Source organism: Mycobacterium sp. 852002-51971_SCH5477799-a (genome assembly GCF_001667145.1).
Taxonomy (GTDB): domain Bacteria; phylum Actinomycetota; class Actinomycetes; order Mycobacteriales; family Mycobacteriaceae; genus Mycobacterium.
This window is the reverse complement of sequence record NZ_LZIF01000087.1, coordinates 125,177-146,954: the sequence shown is the minus strand read 5'-3', so window position 1 is coordinate 146,954 and position 21,778 is coordinate 125,177. Positions and strand designations below refer to the sequence as shown.

Below are 21,778 nucleotides of genomic sequence, written 5' to 3'. Positions count from 1 at the left end.
GACCGCAGGTGACAGGCTTCGACGTGCAGAGTTTCAAGGTTCTTCGCGGCCTGGTTAACGCAAATTTGCTGAGGCGTTCTCAGCGTGGGCATTGTGAGACGTGATGGATCTTTTTGCACCCCCAGAGGTCACCTCGACGCTCATCCACACCGGACCGGGCGCCGGTTCGCTGATCGAGGCCGCCGGCGCCTGGCAGCGCCTGGCCGTCGAGCTGGAGAATTCGGTCTCCACCTATGCCTCGACGTTGTCGACGCTCATCGATTCGTGGGACGGTCCGTCGGCGATGGCGATGCTGCAGTCCGTGCAGCCCTACCTGCTCTGGTTGCGCGAGACCGCCCAGCAATCCGCGCAGATGGCGACTTCGGCGGAGACCGCCGCGTCCGCCTTCACCACCGTCCGGTCGACGGTGGTTCATCCCTCGGTGGTGAGCGCCAACCGAACGCGGCTGGCGCAGTTGCTGGCCACCAACCGGTTCGGCACCAACACCGCGGCCATCGCCGAGACCGAGAACGAATACCAGACCATGTGGGCGAACAACTCGGCGGCGATGACCCGATATCAGGCGTCGTCGTCGCAGGCGACCACGCAGCTGTCGAATTTCAATTCGCCGCTGCCCAATACCGATTCGGGCGGACCGGCCAGGCAAGAGCTGGCGGTGAGCCAGGCCCAGGCTCTGGGCGCGGGCAACGCGGTACAGAACCTCAGTGCGGCAGACTCTTCGTTCGGCGGCCTCTTCGGCGCCGACGGTGACCCCAACCAAGGGTGGTTCGGCTACTTCAGCACCTGGGGCAACCAGTTCATCTCCTCCGGTTTTCCGATCAACCTGCTCGGCGTGTGGGCACAGCTGGCGACCGCCCAAGGAGTTCAGTCGGTCGGCGGTGACATCGGCAGCGGCCTGTCGGAAGGCCTCGGGGCGGCCACGGCGAGCCTGTCCAACGCGGTCAAGGGCATCGGCGCGGGAATGGCGCCGTCGGGCGCGATGGGCGTCGGCGTGTCGCTGGGCAAGCTGACCGCGCCACCGGCCGTGGTGGGGCTGTTGCCGGGCACGCAAACCGGGGTTCAACTGGCGTCCGCGGCCTCGCCGCTGCCCGCGGGGGAGCCGGGCTTCCCGATGGTGCCGATGATGGTGCCGCCGGGGACGGGCTCGGCGGGCACCGGCTGGCGCAAGCGCAAACAGCAGAAGTATGACGACGTCGCCGTCGGCCGGGAGGTCAAGGGCAAAGTGATGCCTCGAAACCCGTCGGCGGGATGAGACGATGCCGCTCCTCGATTGCGGATGGCGGACACCGCCACCGCGCAGGTCAACGGCGACCAGCGGCAGGTCACCGCAATGTCCTCCGCACACTCACGCGCGAATCGCCGGACGGGTCGACGCGCAGCGTTCGCCCAACCCACGTTCTTCTCCAAGGTAAAAGTTCATGGACTTCTGGATACTGCCGCCGGAGGCAACTTCGGCGCTGATCCACACTGGACCCGGCGCCTGGTCATGGATCGCGGCCGCCGGCTCCTGGCACGAGCTGAGCGCCGAGCTGGAGCAGGCCGCAGGCAGCTACACCGCGGAGTTGTCGTGGCTGATGACGACGTGGCACGGCCCGTCCGCGTTGGCGATGGCCCGAGCGCTCGAACCCTACCTGGATTGGCTGCGCGTCACAGCGCAGCAGTGCCAGGAGATCGCCACGTCGGTCGAGGTCATGACCGCGGCATTCGAGTTGACGCACTGGACAGTCGTGCATCCCTCGCTGGTCGCCGCAAACCGTGCGCGGCTGGCGGTGTTGTTGGCCACCAACTTCTTCGGGATCAACTACCCGGCCATCGCCGAGACCGAGGCCGAGTACAACGCCATGTGGGTGAACAACTCGGCGGCGTTGGTCCGCTACGCCGCCACCTCGGCGAGCACCGTCAGGCCGCCCCAATTCTCTTCGCCGCCTCCGGTTTCCGATCCGTCCGCGACGACCAGACAAGCCGCCATGGTGCCGGCCACGACCACCGCCAACACGGGGACGCAGACGGCCACCACCCTCTCCGGAGCAAGTCAAGACCTCGCGACCTCCACCGCCGTCGGCTTTGATCCCAACTCTGGCTGGTTCAAATACTGGAGCAGCTGGGCGAACCAATTCTTTGCCGCCAGCGGATTCCCCATCAACCTCCTCGGTGTGCTCGCGCAATTGCAGACGGCCCAGGGGTTTGCGTCGTTAGGGGCGGACACCGGCCTGGGCCTCGCCGAGGGCACGGCCGCGCTGTCGGCGGCGGACGTGAGCCTGGTCGGCGCGGTCGGGTCCTCGTTGGCGCCCCAGGCCTCGTTGGGGGTCGGTGTTTCGCTCGGCGGCCTGACCATGCCGCCGGCGACGGTGGGCATGCTTGGGTCTTCGGCGCCGGTGCAACTGGCGTCGGCGGTCTCCGCGCTGCCCGCAGGAGCCGGCCAGACCCCGATGCTTCCGATGGTCCCGATGCGCCCGACGCGTGGCTCGGCGAACGGCCGCCGGCGCAAGGGCCGCGACTACGACGATATTGAATACGGTGCGGAACTGCCGGGCACCGTGATGCACAGGCCGCCGTCGGCGGGATAGCTTCCGCCTTGCGGCCCGTAGCTGTCAGGATCCCGGTGACGCCGCCGCTTCCGCGTACTTCGGGCAGTACGCCTTGATGCTGACCCCGACGAAATAGCCGGCGTGATAGCTGTCCAAGGTGCTGCTGGACAGCACGCTGTTGGCGACCTGCTCCGGCGACTGGCCCATGTCGAGTTCGTGGCAGACGGTGTGCCCGGAGTTGACCGCGGCGTCGGATGACTCGTAGTTGATGCCCTTGGCTTTCAGGGCGGCCAGGAATGCGTCATCGGCGGACGTGGCGTGAGCGGTCGCGGACGCCACCAGCGCGCCGAGCAGCCCGGCCACCGGCAGCACGGCGATCGCCAGGAGCAGCGGCCGAATGGGGTTGCGCATCTGGGTGGTCGTCATTTCTGATACTCCCGTGGAACAGAAGTGCCGTCGCTTGCTGAAGGCGGGGCTAGGTCGCATGCTCGCATCTCGCGGCGCTACCCGGCGCCGTATCGCCGATAATGCGGTGTGTGCCACACAAGTGTTTGCTCGGCGGTCGCACGCGCGTTACCGGCGAGCCTTCGGCGACGCGCCGCCGGTGATCTGACGACATGGCGTACGCGCGGTGGTTGTGGCTCGGTGTGGTGGCAATATGCGTGGTCGGCTGCGGTGTGCGACCCGTGTCGGCGGCTAGTGCTCGAGACATCTCCGGCACTTTTCGATCCGGCGGCATGGACCGAACCTACATGTTGCACGTGCCGGCGGGCGAACCCGTCGGGCTGGTGCTCAGTTTGCACGGCGGCGGCGGCACGGGGTTCTCGCAGCGCGGCCTGACGGGCTTCAACAGGGTTGCTGATGCTCACAATTTGTTGGTCGTCTATCCCGACGGTTACGACAAGAGCTGGGCCGACGGGCGTGGCGCCTCGCCCGCCGATCGCCGCCACATCAACGATGTGAGCTTCCTGGTCGGGCTGGTGACCAAGCTGCAGAACGACTACGGCGTCGCTGCCGGGCACGTTTTCGTCACCGGGATGTCCAACGGCGGCTTCATGAGCAACCGGCTGGCGTGCGACCGCGCCGACGTCTTCGCCGCGGTCGCGCCGGTGGCCGGGACGCTGGGTGTGGGGGTGGCCTGTAATCCGTCGCGACCGGTGTCGGTCTGGGAAGCCCACGGAACCGCTGACCCGCTGGTGCCCTTCAAGGGCGGGACGGTGCGCGGCCGCGGCGGGGTCAGCCACTCCATCTCGGCGGACAGCATGGTGGACAAGTGGCGCTCGATCGATGGCTGCCCGTCAGAGCCGGCGATGGAAGCGCTGCCCGATGTCCGCGACGGCACGGTCGTGCACCGCTACCGGTCCACGGGGTGCGCGGACAACACCGAGGTGGTGTTCGTCAAGATCGACAGCGGCGGGCACACCTGGCCGGGCGGCAAGCAATACCTGCCTGCGGTCGTCATCGGTCCCACCACGCGCGCGCTCGACGGGTCCGAGGCCATCGCCGAGTTCTTCCTCGCCCACGCCCGCGACTGAACACCCGGAACAGGGCCACACGCTTCAGCGCTGGCAGGACGGGCACCAGTACGTCACCCGATCCCCCGAGTCGTCGAAGTTGATCCGGGTACCGCAGCGGCGGCACGGCTGCCCGGATCGCCCGTAGACCCACAGCTGGCGTCCGGTCCGGGTGTCGCCGGTGGTGCACCGATTCCAACGAAAACGGTTGAGCCACAACATGTCCCGCGCGCGCGAAACCAGCCGATGTGGGTCGGCGATGTCGCGCACCGGCGCGGTGGGCAGATGCCCGGACAGGAAACATAATTCGTTGCAGTAGACGTTGCCGACCCCGGCCAGCAGGCGCTGGTCCAGCAGCGCCGCGGCGATCGGCCGGTCCGGGTCGGCCGTCAGGTTGGCGACGGCGAGCGCGGGATCCCAATCCTCGCCCAGCAGATCCGGTCCCAGGTGCGCGACCGCGTCGCCGTCACGCTCGCGCTCCAGGATCTCCAGCACGCCCAAGTCGACGCCGACCGCGCGGACGCTGTCGGTCTCCAAGATGATGCGCGCGCGGTGGTCGACCCGCACCGAGCGGTTGCCGACCCGCCAACTGCCGTCCATTTTCAGATGCGAGTGAATGCTGGCGTCGCCCACCCGGATGAACAAGTGCTTTCCGCGGCTGAGCACCTCGTCGACCACCCGCCCGGTGAGGTCGACGGTGGCGAATCGCGGCACCCGGACGTCACAGCGGGTCAGGGTGCCGCCGACCAGGCGCTCGCGCAGCACGGCGGCCGTGTGCCAGACGGTGTCGCCTTCGGGCATGTCAGCGCAGCCGCATTCCACGCGGAGTCCGGGCGAAGCCGGCGTCCGAGAGCGCATCGACCGGACCGGGCCCGTCCGCGCGGGGCTGCAGGGCCGGCACCCCGTCGATGCGTTCGACCAGGATCGACGCGACTCGCCGGGACGAGACCAGGTCGGCCAGCGCCGTCGCCGCGGCGAGATGGGCGGCGGGGTCGTCGGTGAACGTGAGCAGCGACCGCCCGCCGCGCTCGAGAAACCAGGCCAGCTCGCCGTCGACCAGCACCACCAGCGCACCCGCCTTGCGGCCCGGGCGTGCCCCCGACCCCCCGGACTCCGGGCCCTCGCCGCGGGAGGCCGGCCAGGGCAGCGCCGCTCCGTACGGGTTGGCCGGATCCGCGGCGGCCAGTGCGACCGCGCGGTACTCGGGCCGCTCCGGATCGACCCCGTCGGAATATGCGCGCAGCCTGTCGACGGTCGACGCGACCGCGAATTGCGCCCCGCCCAGCGACTCGATGAAGTAGCCGCGCTGGCACCGACCGGCATCCTCGAACGTGCTCAGCACCTTGTACAGGGTGGCGAAACCGCCGGGCACGCCTTCGGTTGTCACCGCGCCCCGGGTCAGCACGCCGTGGCGGCCCAGCAAAAGTTCGGCTTGGTGGTGGGCGCGCAGCGTGCCGTCCGGCTCCGGGGCCGGCAGGATCGACCACCGGCCGGCCACCGTCGGGTCGGCGGGCCGGGCCTGCGGGTGCGCGACGCTGTACCGGCTCAGCCGCGGCGGACGATGTGACCGGTGCGCAGGCGCCGAGCGCTTACGGGTTCCGGTGCCACCGAGCAGGGCGCGCACCGGAGCGAAAGTGTCGCCGGTGATCCATCCGGCCCAAATCAGTTCCCACAGCGCAGCTTTGAGTTCGGACTCGCTGAATCCGCTCTGCGTGAGCTGGCGGAAGAAGTAGGCGCCCCCCGGCGCGAGCGTGTCCAGGACGGCGCGGTGGGCATCGCCCAATTCGATGTCGGCGGGTCCGGGCAGGGTCAACGGCGCGGATTCGCTGGGATGCAACGCGATCCAACCGTCGCCGCTCGAAATCGAGCCGACCCCCGACCAGGTGACCTCGCCGGTGGCCAGCAGCTCGTCGAGCAGCGCGGGGGAGTAGTCGCGGACCCGGGGCGCCAGCACCAGCGGCTCGATCGCCGACGCCGGCATCCGTGCGCCGGCCAGCTGATCGATCACCGACATCAGGCCATCGAGCCCGGAATGGCTTGGGGAGCGCGATGATTCGGCCGAGCCCACGCGATGCCAGGCGGGCAGGAACCGGCCGTAGGCGGCGGTGCTGACCGGCTCTACCTGGGCCCGCAGCGCCGCCAGCGACCGCCGCCGCAGGATGCGCAACACCTCGGCGTCGCACCACTGCTCGCCCCCGGCCACGGGCACCCCGGGCATTTCGGCCGCGGCGACGAAGTCGCCGCGCACCAGCCGGCCGTCACCGGCCAGCCGCCCGAGGATGTCGGCGGTCACTCGCAACCCCAGCCCGAACCGGGCGGCGGCCTCGGCCGTGGTGAACGGGGTGTGGGTGCGCGCGTAGCGGCCCAACAGTTCGCCCAGGGGGTCGGCGACCTCCGCGGTGAACGCGGCCGGCACGCCGAGGGGAACCGCGATCCCGATGCCGTCGCGCAGCCGGCCGATGTCCTCGATGGCCACCCACCAGCTGCGGCCGACGAACGACACGGTCAACGCGCGCCGGGCGCCGCGCAGCCCCTCCAGCCAACCGCCCACGTCGGCGCCACCGGCGCGGGCGGCCACCTCGTCCTCGGTCAGCGGGCCCAGCAGCCGCAACAGGTCCGCGACGGCTTCGGCGTCGCGGGCGGCCCGGTCCGGCGCGAGGTGCTGAAGCTGGCGGCCGGTGGCGGCGATGATCTCGGGATCGAGCAGATCGCGCAGCTCCACCCGCCCCAGCAGCTCGGCCAACAGCGTGCTGTCCAGCGAGAGCGCGGCGGCCCGGCGCTCGGCCAGCGGGCTGTCACCCTCGTACATGAACGCGCCGACGTAGCCGAACAGCAGCGAGGCCGCGAACGGCGACGGCCGCTGCGTCTCGACCTCGAGCACCCGCACCCGCCGCTGCGCGATGCCGGTCATCAGCTGGGTCAGGGCCGGCACGTCGTAGACGTCTTGCAGGCATTCGCGGATGGTCTCCAGCACCACCGGGAAGTCGGGGTATTTGCGGGCCACTTCCAGTAATTGGGCGGCGCGCTGGCGCTGCTGCCACAGCGGCGAGCGGCGCCCGGGGTGCCGGCGCGGCAACAGCAGGGCCCGGGCCGCGCACTCACGGAACCGCGAGGCGAACAGCGCCGAGCCGCCCACCTCGGCGGTGACGATCGGGTCGACCTCCTCGGCATCGAAAACGAAAAGGTCTGCGCCGGGCGGGGTGTCGGTGGTGTCGGACAACATGTCCGGCAGGCGCACCACGACGCCGTCGTCGGAGGCGGTGGGCTTCTCGTCGATGCCGTAGCGCTCGCGCAGCCGGCGGGCCACCGCCAGCGCCAGCGGTCCGTTCACCGGAAGGCCGTACGGCGAGTGCAGGATCACCCGCCAGTCGCCCAGCTCGTCGCGAAACCGCTCGACCAGCAGGGCGGTGTCGGTGGGCACCACCCCGGCGGCGCTGCGCTGCTCGTCGAGCAGGCCCCACAGGTTGTCGATGGCGTATGCGTCGAAACCCAGTCCGGCGCAGCGGGTGTCGAAAGCCTCGCGCTTCAGGCCGGCCAGCTCACCGGTGAATGCGCCGAGCGCGGCGCCCAGCTCGGCCGGGCGGCCCAGGCCGTCGCCGCGCCAGAACGGCAACCGGGCCGGCTGGCCGGGCGCGGGAATCACCAGCACCCGGTCGTGGGTGATCTCCGTGATCCGCCAGCTCGTGGCGCCCAACGAGATGACATCGCCGGGACGCGACTCGTAGACCATTTCCTCTTCGAGTTCGCCTACCCGCGAAGGCTTTTCGGCCTCGGAGGCAAGGTAGACGGTGAACAGCCCGCGATCGGGGATGGCGCCGCCGGACGTCACCGCCAGCCGCTGCGCGCCGGGGCGGGCGGTCAGGGTGCCGGTGTCGCGGTCGTACACCAACCGCGGTCGCAGCTCGGCGAATTCGGTGGACGGGTACTTGCCGCTCAACAGGTCCAGGGTGGCCTCGTACACGCTGCGGGGCAGCGTGGCGAACGGCGCGGCCCGCCGGACCGTGTCGAACCAGCGGTCGGCGTCCAACGGTTCCAGTGCGGCCGCGGCCACGGTCTGCTGCGCCAAGATGTCGAGCGGATTGGCCGGCACCCGCATGGTTTCGATCTGGCCGGTGAGCATGCGCTGGACGCTGACCGCGCAGCCGATCAGGTCGGTGCGGTGCTTGGGGAACAGCACTCCCTGCGAGACCTCACCGACCTGGTGGCCGGCGCGACCGATGCGTTGCAGGCCGCTGGCCACCGAGGGCGGCGCCTCCACCTGGATCACCAGGTCGACGGCGCCCATGTCGATACCCAGCTCCAGGCTCGAGGTGGCCACCACCGCCTTGAGCAGCCCGCGTTTGAGGTCCTCTTCGACCAGGGCGCGCTGCTCCTTGCTCACCGAACCGTGGTGGGCGCGGGCCAATATCGGGTCGGCGCCGTAGGTCTGCCCGCTGCCCATGATGTGCGCCGGAGCGCCGCCGGCCACCTTCGGATTGGCGTCCGTGTTCAGTTCCACACCGCTGCGCTCGGCGTGGATCTCGTTGAGGCGGGCGGTAAGTCGCTCGGCCAGCCGCCGTGAATTGGCGAACACGATCGTGGAGTTGTGCGACTCGATCAGGTCGACCAGCCGGTTCTCGACGTCAGGCCAGATGGTGTTGTTCGCCAGGTTCGCCATGTCGGGCACCGGCACCTGCACGCTGAGCTCGACCGTCTTGGCCGACGGCGGGGCCACGATGGTCGTCGGCGCCTGCCCGGACAGGAACCGCGCGAGTTCCTCGGGCGGACGCACCGTCGCCGACAATCCGATGCGCTGGGCGGGTTTGTCCTCCCGCAGCGCGTCGAGGCGCTCCAACGACACGGCCAGGTGCGCGCCGCGCTTTCCGGCGGCGATGGCGTGGATCTCGTCGACGATCACCGTCTGCACGCCGGCCAAGGTCTCGCGGGCGGCCGAGGTGAGCATCAGAAACAGCGACTCGGGAGTGGTGATCAACACGTCGGGCGGTCGGTTGATCAGTTGGCGACGGGCGACGGGCGGGGTGTCGCCGGAACGGACCCCGACGCTGATGTCGGGGCCCGGCAAGCCCTGGCGTTCCGCGATGCGGGTGAGCCCGGCCAGGGGAGTGCGCAGGTTGCGCTCGACGTCGACCGCCAGCGCCTTGAGCGGGGAAACGTAGAGCACGCGCGTGCCGGGCGGGCGTTCCGTCGAGGCGGCGAGGCTATCCAGCGCCCAGAGGAACGCCGCCAGCGTCTTGCCCGATCCGGTGGGCGCGATCACCAGGGTGTTGTTGCCGTCGGCGATGGCGTTCCAGGCGTCGGCCTGCGCGATGGTCGGTGCGTCGAAGGTGCTGGTGAACCACTCGCGGGTGATCGCGCTGAACCGGCCCATCGGGTCGGAGGGGCCGGACGGCCCGGAATCAGCGCGAGTGCTCACCTGTCCATCGTGCCAACGGCCACCGACAAGATGCCGCTCCGCTCTACAGGCGCGAGGTGGACATCGCCTCGCCGAGTGCCTCCGGAATCTCGGGCACCCGTGCGATCGCGTCAAGCAGCGCGTGCGCGCAGGCGTCGGCGAGCTTTTCGGCGTCGGTGGAGGGGTCGATGATCCGTTGCCGACAGATCTCGAAGGTCAGGGCCAGCCAGCCGTTCAGAATCACCTGCAGGTGCCGCTCGACGTCGGGTGCCATGGTGTCAGCGTTGACCTCGCCGAGTAACCGGTTGATCCGGGACATGATGTGTTCCATCTGGCGGTTCTTGGCATCGTCCTCGACGCCCAAGAGAACCGGGTCGGACCGGCCCAGGCCGACGTACGCGGCCCACGCGGCCTCCGGGTTCTGCTCGTGGTAAGCCATGTAGGCCAGCACACCGGCGCGGATCTCCTCGTACATGGTCAGACCGGTCGCGTCGTCCATGTTGGTGTTCTCGTACAGGCGGTCGGCCTCGTCTTTGACGACCGCCGCGAAGAATGCGCGCTTGTCGGGGAAGTAGTGGTACATCAGGGCCCGAGACACTCCAGCGCGTTCCGCGATCTCATCGATGCGGACCTCGTCGTAGGGTCGCTTCCCGAAGACCTCTGCTCCTAAAGCGAGCAGCTCAGCCCGTCGATCCTCGGGGGATAAGCGCCTGCGGGCTGTTGGCATGTGTCAGATAGTACCCATGGGACATAAAACGCTAGCCACATTGGAATCATCCGAACTCCCCAGCTCGGACCAGCGGTAAATCGCCGCAATAATTTGACGGTATTGGCACTTTGGCGCCAGTAGGCCTTCCACGAGTCCGTGCCGGATTCGCGGCCGCCACCGGCCTGCTTCCCTCCGCCGAACGCGGCGCCGATCCCCGCTCCCGGGACGCGCCGATGTCGACATCGGCGATTGCAATCGGATTCGGCCAGGATCGCTTCGACCCGCACAAGTCGGCGATGCGGATGGTAGGCGAAAGATCCTCAGACACGGGGGTATTGAGTGCGATCGTATCGTCGGACTCGTCGCCCGGAGCCGGTGCGGATGCCCGTGCCGCCCGCCGTCGACGACCTAGAGCTTGACCTCAGATCGTCCCGTTTACCGGGGTTTGCCATGGGGTATGTGAGTTCGTGCAGATTCCGCAGCTACCAGCGCGGGCGCTGCCGCCCTGTAACTAATGTGACGTAGCGAGCGATGAACTCAGCGCGGGGTTTCAAAGGGAGGTGAACACCGATGCAGAAAGCAGACGCGCGATCGGGCGGTGACCGCTTAGGCCAGGAGGACGGCGAGGTGCACGCCGCCATCCGTTTCGCCGTCCTGTCCACGCTTGCCGCCGTCGGCTTCCTGTTGATCGCGGCCGTATGGGTCAGTACCTGCCCCGGAGTGGGCGTGGACACGGTGGCGTGTGGCCCACCGCAGCGCACCCTGCTGGCGTTCGGAGGTCCGCTGATCGCGCTCGGCGCCGGAATCTGGGCTTTCATGCGGACCTATCTGGTGTGGAAGGCCCAGGGGACGTGGTGGGGGTGGCACGGCGCGGGCTGGTTCCTGCTCACCGCGATGGCGCTGATGGTCGCCATGGGGGTTGCGCCGATCGCCGGTCCGGTACTGGCCCTTTAGGTTTGCCCTCCCGCGATCTACCGTTGAAGGCGCGGTGAGGAGCAGTTATGGGAGACACCTACCACGACCCCGTCGACCATCTGAGGACCACACGGCCGCTCGCCGGCGAGTCGCTGATCGACGTCCTGCACTGGCCCGGGTACCTCTTAGTCGTCGCGGGCGTGATCGGGACCTGCGGCAGCCTTGCGGCCTTCGGCAGCGGACATCACCACGAGGGCATGACGGCGGGAATCGTCGGAGTCATCGCCGCGGTGCTGGGGCTGACCTGGCTGGCGGTGGAGCACCGCAGGATTCGCCGGATCTGCGATCGCTGGTACACCGAACATCCGGACGTCTACCGCCAACGGCCGGCCAGCTAGGGCAAGCCGCCGACTAACTGACACGCGTCCCGTCGATCGCCTCTTTTCTCCGCGTGACCTGCCTCTACGCCACTGGTGTGATCTTCCGCATGAAAGGCGATTGCAAGATTACGGGCGGGAACTTGTGGGTATCAGGTCTGCACCATGATGAGTGCCGGAACGGTTGCGTGGTCACCCCATCATGGGGGTCGGAATCACGATCACACCGAATACATATATGCCTACTGCGACGACTATCGATATGACCAGCGTGACCCCGGCGATCACCGCGAAGCCCCCATGTCGGCGCTTCCGGATTGTGTCGGTCGTGTCAGGCCCGCCGACAGCGGGTCGAATACCCGGCGGCGATCATGACTAACCGGCTCGAACGCGAAGTCCACGGCGGACTGCGGAGCAGTAGTAGTGTCAGTCAAACATTGCCGGGAGACCATATGAACGATGCTGGATTGCACGCTAACAAGCGTCCGCGCGGCCATCGCGCCGTCGAACTTCACGTTGCTGCGCGACTGGAGAACCTGGCGATGCTGCGCACCCTGGTCGGTGCCATCGGCACCTTCGAGGACCTGGATTTCGATGCGGTGGCGGACCTGCGGCTCGCGGTCGACGAAGTGTGCACCCGGTTGATTCGTTCGGCCACTCCCGACGCGACCCTGATCGTCGTGGTCGACCCCCAGGACGACCAATTGGTAGTGGAAGCTTCCGCGGCATGCGACACTCACGACGTGGTGGCGCCCGGCAGCTTCAGTTGGCATGTGCTGACGTCGCTCGCCGACGACGTCCAGACTTTCCATGACGGTCGCGAACCCAATGAAACCGGCAGTGTTTTCGGCATCACACTGACGGCGCGACGGGCGGCCTCCAGCAGGTGACAGCGCGAGCTGCCGGCGGTTCGGTTTCTCGTCCGAACGAATACGCCGATGTTCCGGGCATGTTCCGCGAGTTGGCCGCCGTCGCGCCGGACTCGATGGAATTTCAACGTCAACGGGACAAGATCGTCGAGCGCTGCCTGCCGCTCGCCGACCACATCGCGCGCCGCTTCGAAGGTCGCGGCGAGCCGCGTGACGACCTGGTTCAGGTGGCGCGGGTCGGATTGGTCAACGCGGTCGTCCGGTTCGACGTCGACGCCGGCTCGGACTTCGTTTCGTTCGCGGTGCCCACGATCATGGGAGAGGTTCGCCGCCACTTCCGCGACAACAGCTGGTCGGTCAAGGTCCCGCGGCGGCTGAAGGAACTGCACCTGCGGCTGGGCACCGCCACCGCCGACCTGTCGCAGCGACTTGGGCGGGCGCCTACCGCGACCGAACTCGCCGCGGAGCTGGACATGGACCGCGAAGAGGTGGTCGAGGGGCTGGTGGCGGGGAGCTCGTACAACACTTTGTCCATCGACAGCGGTGGCGGCAGCGAGGAGGAGGAGGCCCGCGCTATCGCGGACACCCTCGGTGACGTCGACACCGGCCTGGACCGGATCGAGGATCAGGAGTCGTTGCGTCCGCTGCTCGAGGCGCTGCCGGAGCGGGAACGGACGGTGTTGGTGCTGCGATTCTTCGAGTCGATGACGCAGACGCAGATCGCCGAGCGGGTCGGCATCTCACAGATGCACGTGTCGCGGCTGCTGGCGAAGTCGCTAACGCGGCTCCGTGACCAGTTGCAGTAGCGGCCGGGCTTCTTCTTCTACCCACAGCGGTTCCAGCAGCGGCTCGGCCTGCTGCGTCGTCACCGGCAGCGTCGCGTCGGGGTCGCACACCCTAAGCAACCTGGCTACCGCCGGACTCGGCGCCATGGCCCAGGACACCTGAGCGCCCGAGCATGCCACATTGATCCGGTGCAGGGCCGAAAAACCCGCGGTACCAATGAATTTGAGGCCACGCAGGTCGAGGATCACCCGCCGGGAGCGGCTGGTGCTCTGCTGCACGTGCGCGACCAGCTGATCGGCGTTGGCCGCGTCGAGCTCGCCGTCCACGGTGATCAGGGATCCCGCGGGGCCCCAGCGGGCGGTGAATTGTGCTGTGCGGCTTTGTTGCCAAGATTGGGCGGCGGACATCACTGACTCCATCCCATTGCGGGAGTTTCCTGCTGTGGATACGTCAGCCACGTGAAAAGAGTTCGGAAAATATGGGAATTCCGCCTACCCCCACGTCACCGACGTATCCCGGGCGGCTGTGAACTCAACCTTGTCCGAGACCCTACTCCCGATAGCCAGGGCCGACAACGTTGTCTGGGAAAACTCTCAGACAGCTACTTGATCTCGGCGAGCACCGTGCCCTGAGTGATGGCGGCACCGGCCTCGACCGCGAGGCCGGTGATGACGCCGTCCTTGTGCGCCGTGACCGGGTTCTCCATCTTCATCGCCTCGAGTACCACCACCAGGTCGCCCGCGGCGACCTCCTGGCCTTCCTCGACCGCGACCTTGACGACGGTGCCCTGCATGGGGGCGGTCACCGCGTCACCGGAGGCGGCCGCACCCGCGTGCGGCCCGCGCTTGCGCGCCTTGGGCTTCTTGCGGATGACGCCGGCCGGGTCCGCCGCGCCGCCGCCAGACAGCGCCAGGTCGCCGGGCAGCGACACCTCAAGCCGGCGGCCGCCGACCTCCACGACCACCTTCTGGCGCGGCCGGGCGTCCTCTTCGTCCAGCGGCTCGCCGCCGGTGAACGGCTCGATAGTGTTGTTCCACTCGGTCTCGATCCAGCGGGTGTGCACCGAGAAGCCGTCGCCGTCACCGATGAACGCCGGGTCGGACACCACGGCGCGGTGGAACGGGATGACGGTGGCCAGACCTTCGACATGGAACTCGTCCAGGGCCCGGCGCGAGCGGGCGAGCGCCTCCTCGCGGGTCGCGCCGTAGACGATCAGCTTGGACAGCATCGAGTCGAATTGCCCGCCGATGACCGAGCCGGCCTCTACACCCGAGTCCAGCCGGACGCCGGGGCCGGTCGGGATGTCGTATCGGGTGACCGGGCCGGGCGCGGGCAGGAAGCCGCGTCCGGCGTCCTCGCCGTTGATCCGGAACTCGATGGCGTGCCCGCGCGGCGTGGGGTCCTCGGTGAGGTCCAGCTTCTCGCCGTTGGCGATCTTGAACTGCTGCAGCACCAGGTCGATGCCGGCGGTCTCCTCGGTGACCGGGTGCTCGACCTGCAGACGGGTGTTGACCTCCAGGAAGGAGATCAGGCCGTCCTGGCCGACCAGGTATTCGACGGTCCCGGCGCCGTAGTAGTGCGCCTCTTTGCAGATCCGCTTGGCCGACTCGTGGATCTCCTTGCGCTGCGCGTCGGTCAGGAACGGCGCCGGCGCCTCTTCGACCAGCTTCTGGAAGCGGCGCTGCAGCGAGCAGTCACGGGTTCCGGCGACGATCACGTTGCCGTGCTGGTCGGCGATCACCTGGGCTTCGACGTGGCGGGGCTTGTCCAGGTAGCGCTCGACGAAGCACTCGCCGCGGCCGAACGCGGCCGTGGCCTCGCGGACCGCCGACTCGAACAGCTCGGGGATCTCCTCGATGGTGCGGGCGACTTTCATGCCTTTGCCGCCGCCGCCGAACGCGGCTTTGATCGCGACGGGCACGCCGTATTCCTCGGCGAAGGCGACCACCTCGTCGGCGTCCTTCACCGGGTCGGGGGTGCCGGGCACCAGAGGGGCCTGCGCGCGGGCCGCGATGTGGCGGGCGGTGACCTTGTCGCCGAGATCGCGGATCGACTGCGGGCTGGGCCCGATCCAGATCAGCCCGGCGTCGATGACGGCCTGGGCGAAGTCCGCGTTCTCCGACAGGAAGCCGTAGCCGGGGTGGATGGCGTTCGCGCCCGACTTGGCCGCCGCGTCAAGGAGTTTGGCGAAATCCAGGTAGGACTCCGCGGAAGTTTGGCCGCCCAACGCGAACGCCTCGTCGGCCAGACGCACGTGCGGCGCGTCAGCGTCGGGCTCGGCGTACACCGCCACGCTTGACAGGCCCGCATCGCGGGCCGCGCGGATCACCCGGACAGCGATCTCGCCGCGGTTGGCAACGAGCACCTTGGAGATCCTCGAGCTGGCGTGATTAGCCACTGCGCCTCCTGTTTGGCATATCCGCAGACGTATTTCTGCGGACTTCTCTAAGAGAATTTCTTACAACGAGTTCTGGGGAAGTCTAAGCGCCGCGCCGTTCGGCCCGACGAGGCGGTCCAACTTTTTTCAGGACGCCTCGCGCAGCCTGCGCTTGATGCGGGCGAGCATCGCCGACAAGCCGCGCAGCCGCAGCGGGCTGATCAGTGCGGCCAGCCCGAGGTCGGCGTAGAAATCCTCGGGCACGGCCAGAATGTCGGCGGCCGGCTGTTCGTCGAGACCGGCGGCCAGAATCGACGCGAACCCCCGCGTGGTCGGCGATTCGGCCGGCGCGCTGAAGTGCAGCCGCACCCGCTCGGGGTCGCTCGCGTCGACGTGCAAAAACAGCGGGGTCTGGCATTCGGGCACCGGCTCCATGGCCGCTTCTTCGAGGTCGGACGGCAGCGGGGGGAGCTCGTTGGCGAACTCCAGCAGCAGCGCCAGCTTGTCCTGGCCCTCGACCTCGGCGAAGTCGGAGACCACCTCTGCCAGCGGCGCGGGCATGCTCATCGCGGCGCCATCAGACTTCGACGGTGCCCGGCTCTTCACCCGCCACGATCGGCGTGCGCACGGTGTTGCCCCACTCGGTCCACGATCCGTCGTAGTTGCGCACCCCGGGCTTGCCGAGCAGATGCGTCAGCACGAACCAGGTGTGGCTGGAGCGCTCGCCGATGCGGCAGTAGACGACCGTCTTGTCGTCCGGCTCGATGAAGCTGTACAGCTCCTCGAGCTCCTCGCGGCTGCGGAAACGCCCGCTCTCGTCGGCCGCCTTGGCCCACGGAATCGACCGGGCGGTGGGGATGTGGCCCCCGCGCAGCACGCCTTCCTCGGGGTACTCGGGCATGTGCGTGCGCTTGCCGGTGTACTCGTCCGGCGAGCGCACGTCGATCAGCGGCTCGCTGCCGAGAATGCCCAGCACGTCGTCCTTGAAGGCGCGGATGGGCGCGTCGTTGCGGGTGACGACGGGATAGCCGCTGGACGTCTTGGTGGGCACGTCCAGCGTCGTCTCCCGGCGTTCGGCCAGCCACAGGTCACGGCCGCCGTTGAGCAGCCGCACGTCGGGATGCCCGAACAGCGTGAACACCCACAGGGCATAAGCCGCCCACCAGTTGCTCTTGTCGCCGTAGATCACCACGGTGTCGTCGCGGGCGATGCCCTTGCGGTCCATCAGCTCCGCGAATTGCGCGCCGTCGATGTAGTCGCGGACCCGTGGGTCGTTGAGGTCGGTATGCCAGTCGACCTTCACAGCCCCGGGAATATGACCGACGTCGTAGAGCAGGACGTCCTCGTCGGATTCGACGATCGCCAGGCCGGGGGTGCCTTGGTTGGCGGACAGCCAGTCGGCGGTGACCAGTCGCTCGGGGTGGGCGTAGGCCTGCAGTGTCGGGCTTGGATCGGGTGGTAATGCCACGTTGCCGAGCCTACCGCCAGGGCTAGATGCCGGCCCACAGCGTGGACACCGGCAGCCCGACCCGCTCAAGCAGCGACCGCAGCAGCGGCAGGCTGACGCCGATCACGTTGGACGGGTCACCGTCGATGCCGTCGACGAACCAGCCGCCCAGGCCGTCCAGGGTGAAGCCGCCTGCTACGTGCCACGGTTCGCCGTGGGCGACATACGCCCGCAGGTCCGCGTCCGTTGGGACGGCGAAATACACTGTCGTGCACCGTGATTCGACTTCGCGGTGGGTGATAACGCCGTCGCGCAGCCGCAGCAGGCAGTGCCCGGTGTGCAGTTCCCCGGAGCGGCCAGCCATCACGCGCCACTGGCTCGCGGCGGCATCGGCCGAGCCGGGCTTCCCGCACAGCCGGCCGTCGATGGACAGCATCGAATCACAACCGATGACAACGCAATCGGCCGCGACGCCGCCATCCAGCTCACTCGCGACCCGTTCGGCCTTGGCCCGGGCCAGGGCGCACACCACGTCGGGCGGCGACGCGTCCGGACCCAGCGCGGCGGCGACGGCATCCTCGTCGACGCCGGAGACCACGACCAGCGGATCGACGCCGGCCTGGCGCAGCACCTTGAGCCGGCCGGTCGAGGCCGATGCCAGCACCAGGCGGGTCACTGCCTCATGTGGGTCATTTGCTGGAACGTCAGCCGCTGGAAGTTGGTCATCGCGAAACGCAAGCGGTCGACCGGCAGACCCCAGCGGGTCCGCTCGGGCTGCTCCGGTTCCGGCGCACCGCCGGCGCATCCCAGCACCGCGACGAGCGCGGCCACCTCCCCGGCGGTCGGCTCACCCTTGAGGATCTGGATGTGCGGCTCGTGCGTCTGCGGCTGCGAGGCGTCCTCGGCCCCGTCGGCCTGCACGTCGTCGGTCGGTTGGGTCATAGGGGGATGTTCCCGTGCTTCTTGGGGGGCAGGTGGGAGATCTTGCGTTCCAGCAGACGCAGCGCCGTGCCGATGTAACCGCGGGTGTGCGACGGCGGGATCACCGCGTCGACATAGCCCCGCTCAGCGGCGACATACGGGTTGACCAAGGTGTCCTCGTACTCCTGCTGCAGTTGCAGCCGCAGCGCGTCGACGTCCTTGCCCTCCTTGGCGGCCTCACTCAGTTGCTTGCGGTAGACGAACCCGACCGCGCCGGAGGCGCCCATCACCGCGATCTGCGCCGACGGCCACGCCAGGTTGACGTCGCAGCCCATGTCCTTGGACCCCATCACGCAGTAGGCGCCGCCGTAGGCTTTGCGGGTGATGACGGTGATCTTCGGGACCGTCGCCTCGCCGTAGGCGAACAGCAGCTTGGCGCCGCGGCGGATGATGCCGTTGTACTCCTGGCCGGTGCCCGGCAGGAAGCCCGGGACATCCACCAGCATGATGATCGGGATGTTGAAGCAGTCGCAGGTCCGCACGAACCGCGCGGCCTTCTCCGAGGCGTTGATGTCCAGGCAGCCGGCGAACTGGGTCGGCTGGTTGGCGACGATCCCGACCGGGCGGCCCTCGACGCGGCCGAACCCGACGACGATGTTCTGCGCGTAGCCGCCCTGGATCTCGAGGAATTCGTCGTCGTCGAGGATGCGCGTGATCACCTCGTGCATGTCGTAGGGCTGGTTGGGCGAGTCCGGGATCAACGTGTCGAGCTCGAGGTCCTCCTCGGTGAGGTTGTCCTCGATGGCGCCCGGGGGGTGCGGCTCGGCGTAGCGCGGCGCGTCGGTGGCGTTGTTGGGCGGCAGATAGCTCAGCAGGTCGCGGACCCAGTCGAAGGCGTCCTGCTCGCCGGAGGCGACGTAGTGCAGGGTGCCCGACTTGGCCATGTGGGTGTGCGCGCCGCCCAGCTCCTCCATGGTGACGTCCTCACCGGTGACGGTCTTGATGACGTCGGGCCCGGTGATGAACATCTGGCTGGTCTGATCGACCATGACCACGAAGTCGGTCAGGGCGGGGGAGTAGACGTGCCCACCGGCGGCCGCCCCCATGATCAGCGAGATCTGCGGGATGACGCCGGAGGCCAGGATGTTGTTGCGGAAGATGCGGCTGTACAGGCCGAGCGAGACGACGCCCTCCTGGATCCGCGCGCCGGCGCCGTCGTTGATGCCGATCAGCGGGCGACCGGTCTTGATGGCCAGGTCCTGGATCTTGACGATCTTCTCGCCGTACACCTCGCCGAGGCTGCCGCCGAACACCGTGGCGTCCTGGCTGAAGATGCACACGTCGCGCCCGTCGACGGTGCCATAGCCGGTGATCACCCCGTCGCCAAGCGGGCGGTTGTTCTCCAGGCCGAAGTTCTTGCTGCGGTGGCGGGCCAGCGCGTCGAGCTCCACGAACGAGTCCTCGTCGAGCAGCGCGAGGATGCGTTCGCGGGCGGTCAACTTGCCCTTGGCGTGCACCTTCTCGACGGCCTCTTCGCCCACCGGGTGCAGTGACTCTTCGCGCCGCTTGTGCAGCTCGGCGAGCTTGCCCGCGGTGGTGTGGATGTCGATGCTGTGCTGGGCGGCGGGTTCCGCAGTGTGGTCGGTAACGCTCGTCATGGGAGCGATGTTATCGGCAGCCCTGTCGGTCTCCCTTAAGCAGCCCTTAAGTAGTCGCCGGCGATTCGCGAATATAAACAGCAGTTGCCGGTTCACCCGGCGCCATGACTGCCAAGCCAGTTGCCGCCGGGCGCCGCGGCCGCCGGCCGGGGGCGAGCACAACCAGGCAGGCCATCTTGGACGCGGCTCGTGCGAGGTTCGCCGCCGATGGCTATGCCGGCACCACGATCAGGCGGGTCGCCGCCGACGCCGGGGTCGATGCGTCGCTGGTGATGCAGTTCTTCAAGTCGAAGGACGAGCTGTTCGGGGCGGTCATGTCGATCACGCCGGAAGCATTGGCGCGCTTGGGATCCGCGTTCGAAGGACCCGACGAACACCTCGGGGAGCGAGTAGTGCGCGCCTTCCTCGACGTGTGGGAGGGCCACCCGAGGGACTCGGAGCCGTTGCTGGCGATGCTGCGCGGAGCCCTGGCGGAAGGTGGGGCAAAAGCCGGCGCCAACGAGCAGCTGCGCGAGTTCATTCAGGCTCGCCTGCTCGACGGCGTTCGCTCGCGACCGGGTGACCCCGACGACGCGGCGCTGCGCGCCGGTCTGGCGTCGTCGATGTTGGTCGGTATCGTCGTCGGACGACGAATCGTGGGAGTTCGGATCCTCGCGGAAGCGGACACCGACACGCTGATCGCGCGGCTGGCGCCCGCGATCCAGAGCGTATTGACGGCGGCGCAGGAGTAGCGATGGTCGATTGGGCGGCCGAATGCGACGTGCTGATCGCGGGATCGGGCGGCGGCGGCCTGACCGGTGCGTACACCGCGGCGCGCGAAGGCCTCGACGTGCTGCTGGTCGAGGTGACCTCGAAATTCGGTGGCACCACCGCGTATTCCGGCGGGGGCGGCGTCTGGTTCCCGTGCAATCCCGTTCTGGTCCGCGCCGGAACCGACGACACCATCGAGGACGCGCTCACCTACTACCGCGCCGTGGTCGGCGACCGAACCCCGCCCGAGCTACAGGAGACCTACGTCCGTGGCGGCGCGCCGCTGATCGAGTACCTGGAAGCCGACCCGAACCTGAAGTTCGTGCCGCTGCCCTGGCCCGACTACTACGGCAAGGCGCCCAAGGCGCGGCTGGACGGCCAGCGCCACATCGCGGCCAAGCCCCTGAAAGTGGCCGCCGCCCCCGAATTCCGCGAGGCGATCCGCGGGCCGCTGGACACCGACCGGCTCGGCACCGAACCCCCCTCGGACTACTACGTCGGGGGTCGCGCCCTGATCGCCCGGTTCCTCAAGGCCATCGGGCAGTACCCGAGGGCGTCGCTGCGCCGCGACACCGCCCTGGTCGAGCTGGTCGGTTCCGACGGCCGGGTCACCGGCGCGATCGTCGAGACCGCCGGGCAGCGCCGCGCCATCCGCGCCCGCCGCGGAGTGCTGCTGGCCGCCGGCGGCTTCGAAGCCAACGAGGAGCTGCGGCGGCGCTACGGCGTGCCGGGAACGTCGCGAGACACCATGGGCGGTCCGGGGAGTCGCGGCCTGGCGCTGCAGGCCGGCATCGCCGCGGGCGCCGACACCGACCTGCTCGACCAGGCCTGGTGGTCGCCGGGCATGACGCATCCCGACGGCCGGTCCGCCTTCGCGCTGTGGTTCACCGGCGGCATCTTCGTCAACCAGGACGGCAACCGGTTCGTCAACGAGTCGCGGGCCTACGACCGGGCCGGCCGCGAGATCATCGCGCAGCTGCGCGACGGGTCGCTCACGTTGCCGTACTGGATGATCTACGACGACTCCGAGGGCGAGGTGCCGCCGGTCAAGGCGGCCAACGTCAGCATCGTCGAGACCGAGAAGTACGTCGCCGCGGGCCTGTGGCACACCGCGGACACGCTGGAGGAGCTCGCCGCCAAGATCGGCATTCCGGGCAAGCGGTTGGCGGCAACGGTGGCCCGGTTCAACGCCTTTGCTGCCGCAGGCGTCGACGAAGACTTCGGCCGCGGCGACGAGGCGTTCGACCGCGCGTTCTCCGCCGGAGCGTCGCCGCTGGTGCCCATCGACTCACCGCCGTATCACGCCGCCGCGTTCGGCATCTCCGATCTGGGCACCAAGGGCGGCCTGCGCACCGACAGCGCGGCGCGGGTGCTCGACCGTTGCGGCAACCCGATCCCCGGCCTGTACGCGGCGGGTAACACCATGGCCGCACCCAGCGGCACGGCCTATCCCGGCGGGGGCAACCCGATCGGAACCAGCATGCTGTTCAGTCATTTGGCCGTGCTGGACATGCGCGACCGTCGGCCCTGAGTTC

20 protein-coding genes are annotated in these 21,778 nt (G+C 68.8%); 9 read left to right on the top strand and 11 right to left on the bottom strand.

Annotation, left to right across the window (positions count from 1 at the left end):
* Window positions 1–103: 103 nt before the first annotated feature.
* The gene (locus tag A5753_RS13410) at window positions 104–1,252 is read left to right on the top strand and encodes a PPE family protein (protein WP_067128416.1); all 1,149 of its coding nucleotides are present in this window, start codon (window positions 104–106) and stop codon (window positions 1,250–1,252) included.
* Window positions 1,253–1,418: 166 nt separating this feature from the next.
* Window positions 1,419–2,567: a PPE family protein gene (locus tag A5753_RS13405; protein ID WP_067128413.1), complete on the top strand. Its 1,149-nt coding sequence runs from the start codon at window positions 1,419–1,421 to the stop codon at window positions 2,565–2,567.
* 24 nt (window positions 2,568–2,591) lie between these two features.
* Here the strand turns inward: A5753_RS13405 and A5753_RS13400 are convergent, their stop codons facing one another.
* The gene (locus A5753_RS13400) at window positions 2,592–2,954 is read right to left on the bottom strand and encodes a DUF732 domain-containing protein (RefSeq protein WP_067128410.1); all 363 of its coding nucleotides are present in this window, start codon (window positions 2,952–2,954) and stop codon (window positions 2,592–2,594) included.
* Between the two features lie 191 nt (window positions 2,955–3,145).
* Between A5753_RS13400 and A5753_RS13395 the strand changes: the two genes are divergently transcribed.
* Window positions 3,146–4,063 (top strand): PHB depolymerase family esterase, encoded by a 918-nt coding sequence (locus tag A5753_RS13395; RefSeq protein WP_067128407.1) that lies wholly within the window; start codon window positions 3,146–3,148, stop codon window positions 4,061–4,063.
* A gap of 24 nt (window positions 4,064–4,087) precedes the next feature.
* Here A5753_RS13395 and nei2 read toward each other — a convergent pair whose 3' ends face one another.
* The 3 genes from nei2 to A5753_RS13380 form a co-directional block, all read right to left on the bottom strand.
* A complete protein-coding gene (gene nei2 / locus A5753_RS13390; protein WP_067128405.1) occupies window positions 4,088–4,843 on the bottom strand; it encodes an endonuclease VIII Nei2 in 756 nt (251 codons plus the stop codon).
* Window position 4,844: 1 nt separating this feature from the next.
* The gene (locus tag A5753_RS13385; RefSeq protein ID WP_156656090.1) at window positions 4,845–9,410 is read right to left on the bottom strand and encodes an ATP-dependent helicase; all 4,566 of its coding nucleotides are present in this window, start codon (window positions 9,408–9,410) and stop codon (window positions 4,845–4,847) included.
* Between the two features lie 88 nt (window positions 9,411–9,498).
* Entirely contained in the window at window positions 9,499–10,161 is a 663-nt protein-coding gene (locus A5753_RS13380; RefSeq protein ID WP_067128399.1) for a TetR/AcrR family transcriptional regulator, read from the bottom strand.
* Window positions 10,162–10,713: 552 nt separating this feature from the next.
* Here A5753_RS13380 and A5753_RS13375 point away from each other — a divergent pair.
* From A5753_RS13375 to A5753_RS13360, 4 genes are all read left to right on the top strand, one after another.
* A complete protein-coding gene (locus tag A5753_RS13375; protein ID WP_067128396.1) occupies window positions 10,714–11,097 on the top strand; it encodes a hypothetical protein in 384 nt (127 codons plus the stop codon).
* Between the two features lie 47 nt (window positions 11,098–11,144).
* A complete protein-coding gene (gene usfY, locus A5753_RS13370; RefSeq protein WP_067128393.1) occupies window positions 11,145–11,456 on the top strand; it encodes a protein UsfY in 312 nt (103 codons plus the stop codon).
* 431 nt (window positions 11,457–11,887) lie between these two features.
* Window positions 11,888–12,325 (top strand): ATP-binding protein, encoded by a 438-nt coding sequence (locus A5753_RS13365; protein WP_007773234.1) that lies wholly within the window; start codon window positions 11,888–11,890, stop codon window positions 12,323–12,325.
* Window positions 12,322–13,110 (top strand): RNA polymerase sigma factor SigF, encoded by a 789-nt coding sequence (locus A5753_RS13360; RefSeq protein ID WP_067128390.1) that lies wholly within the window; start codon window positions 12,322–12,324, stop codon window positions 13,108–13,110. Before A5753_RS13365 ends, A5753_RS13360 begins: the two co-directional genes overlap by 4 nt.
* Here the strand turns inward: A5753_RS13360 and A5753_RS13355 are convergent.
* The 7 genes from A5753_RS13355 to A5753_RS13325 form a co-directional block, all read right to left on the bottom strand.
* Window positions 13,081–13,509 carry an STAS domain-containing protein gene (locus A5753_RS13355; protein WP_067128386.1) on the bottom strand — a complete coding sequence of 143 codons (429 nt, stop codon included), beginning with the start codon at window positions 13,507–13,509 and terminating at the stop codon, window positions 13,081–13,083. The two genes, A5753_RS13360 and A5753_RS13355, sit on opposite strands and share 30 nt — an antisense overlap.
* A 182-nt stretch (window positions 13,510–13,691) precedes the next feature.
* The gene (locus A5753_RS13350) at window positions 13,692–15,488 is read right to left on the bottom strand and encodes an acetyl/propionyl/methylcrotonyl-CoA carboxylase subunit alpha (RefSeq protein WP_067128383.1); all 1,797 of its coding nucleotides are present in this window, start codon (window positions 15,486–15,488) and stop codon (window positions 13,692–13,694) included.
* 126 nt (window positions 15,489–15,614) lie between these two features.
* A complete protein-coding gene (locus A5753_RS13345; RefSeq protein WP_067128380.1) occupies window positions 15,615–16,034 on the bottom strand; it encodes a SufE family protein in 420 nt (139 codons plus the stop codon).
* Window positions 16,035–16,044: 10 nt separating this feature from the next.
* Entirely contained in the window at window positions 16,045–16,935 is an 891-nt protein-coding gene (locus A5753_RS13340) for a sulfurtransferase (RefSeq protein WP_067128377.1), read from the bottom strand.
* Between the two features lie 22 nt (window positions 16,936–16,957).
* Entirely contained in the window at window positions 16,958–17,590 is a 633-nt protein-coding gene (locus A5753_RS13335) for a nucleoside triphosphate pyrophosphatase (protein ID WP_067128374.1), read from the bottom strand.
* Entirely contained in the window at window positions 17,587–17,856 is a 270-nt protein-coding gene (locus tag A5753_RS13330; RefSeq protein WP_067128371.1) for an acyl-CoA carboxylase subunit epsilon, read from the bottom strand. Before A5753_RS13330 ends, A5753_RS13335 begins: the two co-directional genes overlap by 4 nt.
* Window positions 17,853–19,493 carry an acyl-CoA carboxylase subunit beta gene (locus tag A5753_RS13325; RefSeq protein WP_067128368.1) on the bottom strand — a complete coding sequence of 547 codons (1,641 nt, stop codon included), beginning with the start codon at window positions 19,491–19,493 and terminating at the stop codon, window positions 17,853–17,855. Before A5753_RS13325 ends, A5753_RS13330 begins: the two co-directional genes overlap by 4 nt.
* A gap of 104 nt (window positions 19,494–19,597) precedes the next feature.
* Between A5753_RS13325 and A5753_RS13320 the strand changes: the two genes are divergently transcribed.
* Window positions 19,598–20,224, top strand: a complete 627-nt coding sequence (locus A5753_RS13320; RefSeq protein WP_067128366.1) for a TetR/AcrR family transcriptional regulator — start codon at window positions 19,598–19,600, stop codon at window positions 20,222–20,224.
* 2 nt (window positions 20,225–20,226) lie between these two features.
* Window positions 20,227–21,774: an FAD-binding protein gene (locus tag A5753_RS13315; RefSeq protein WP_067128363.1), complete on the top strand. Its 1,548-nt coding sequence runs from the start codon at window positions 20,227–20,229 to the stop codon at window positions 21,772–21,774.
* Window positions 21,775–21,778 lie beyond the last annotated feature (4 nt).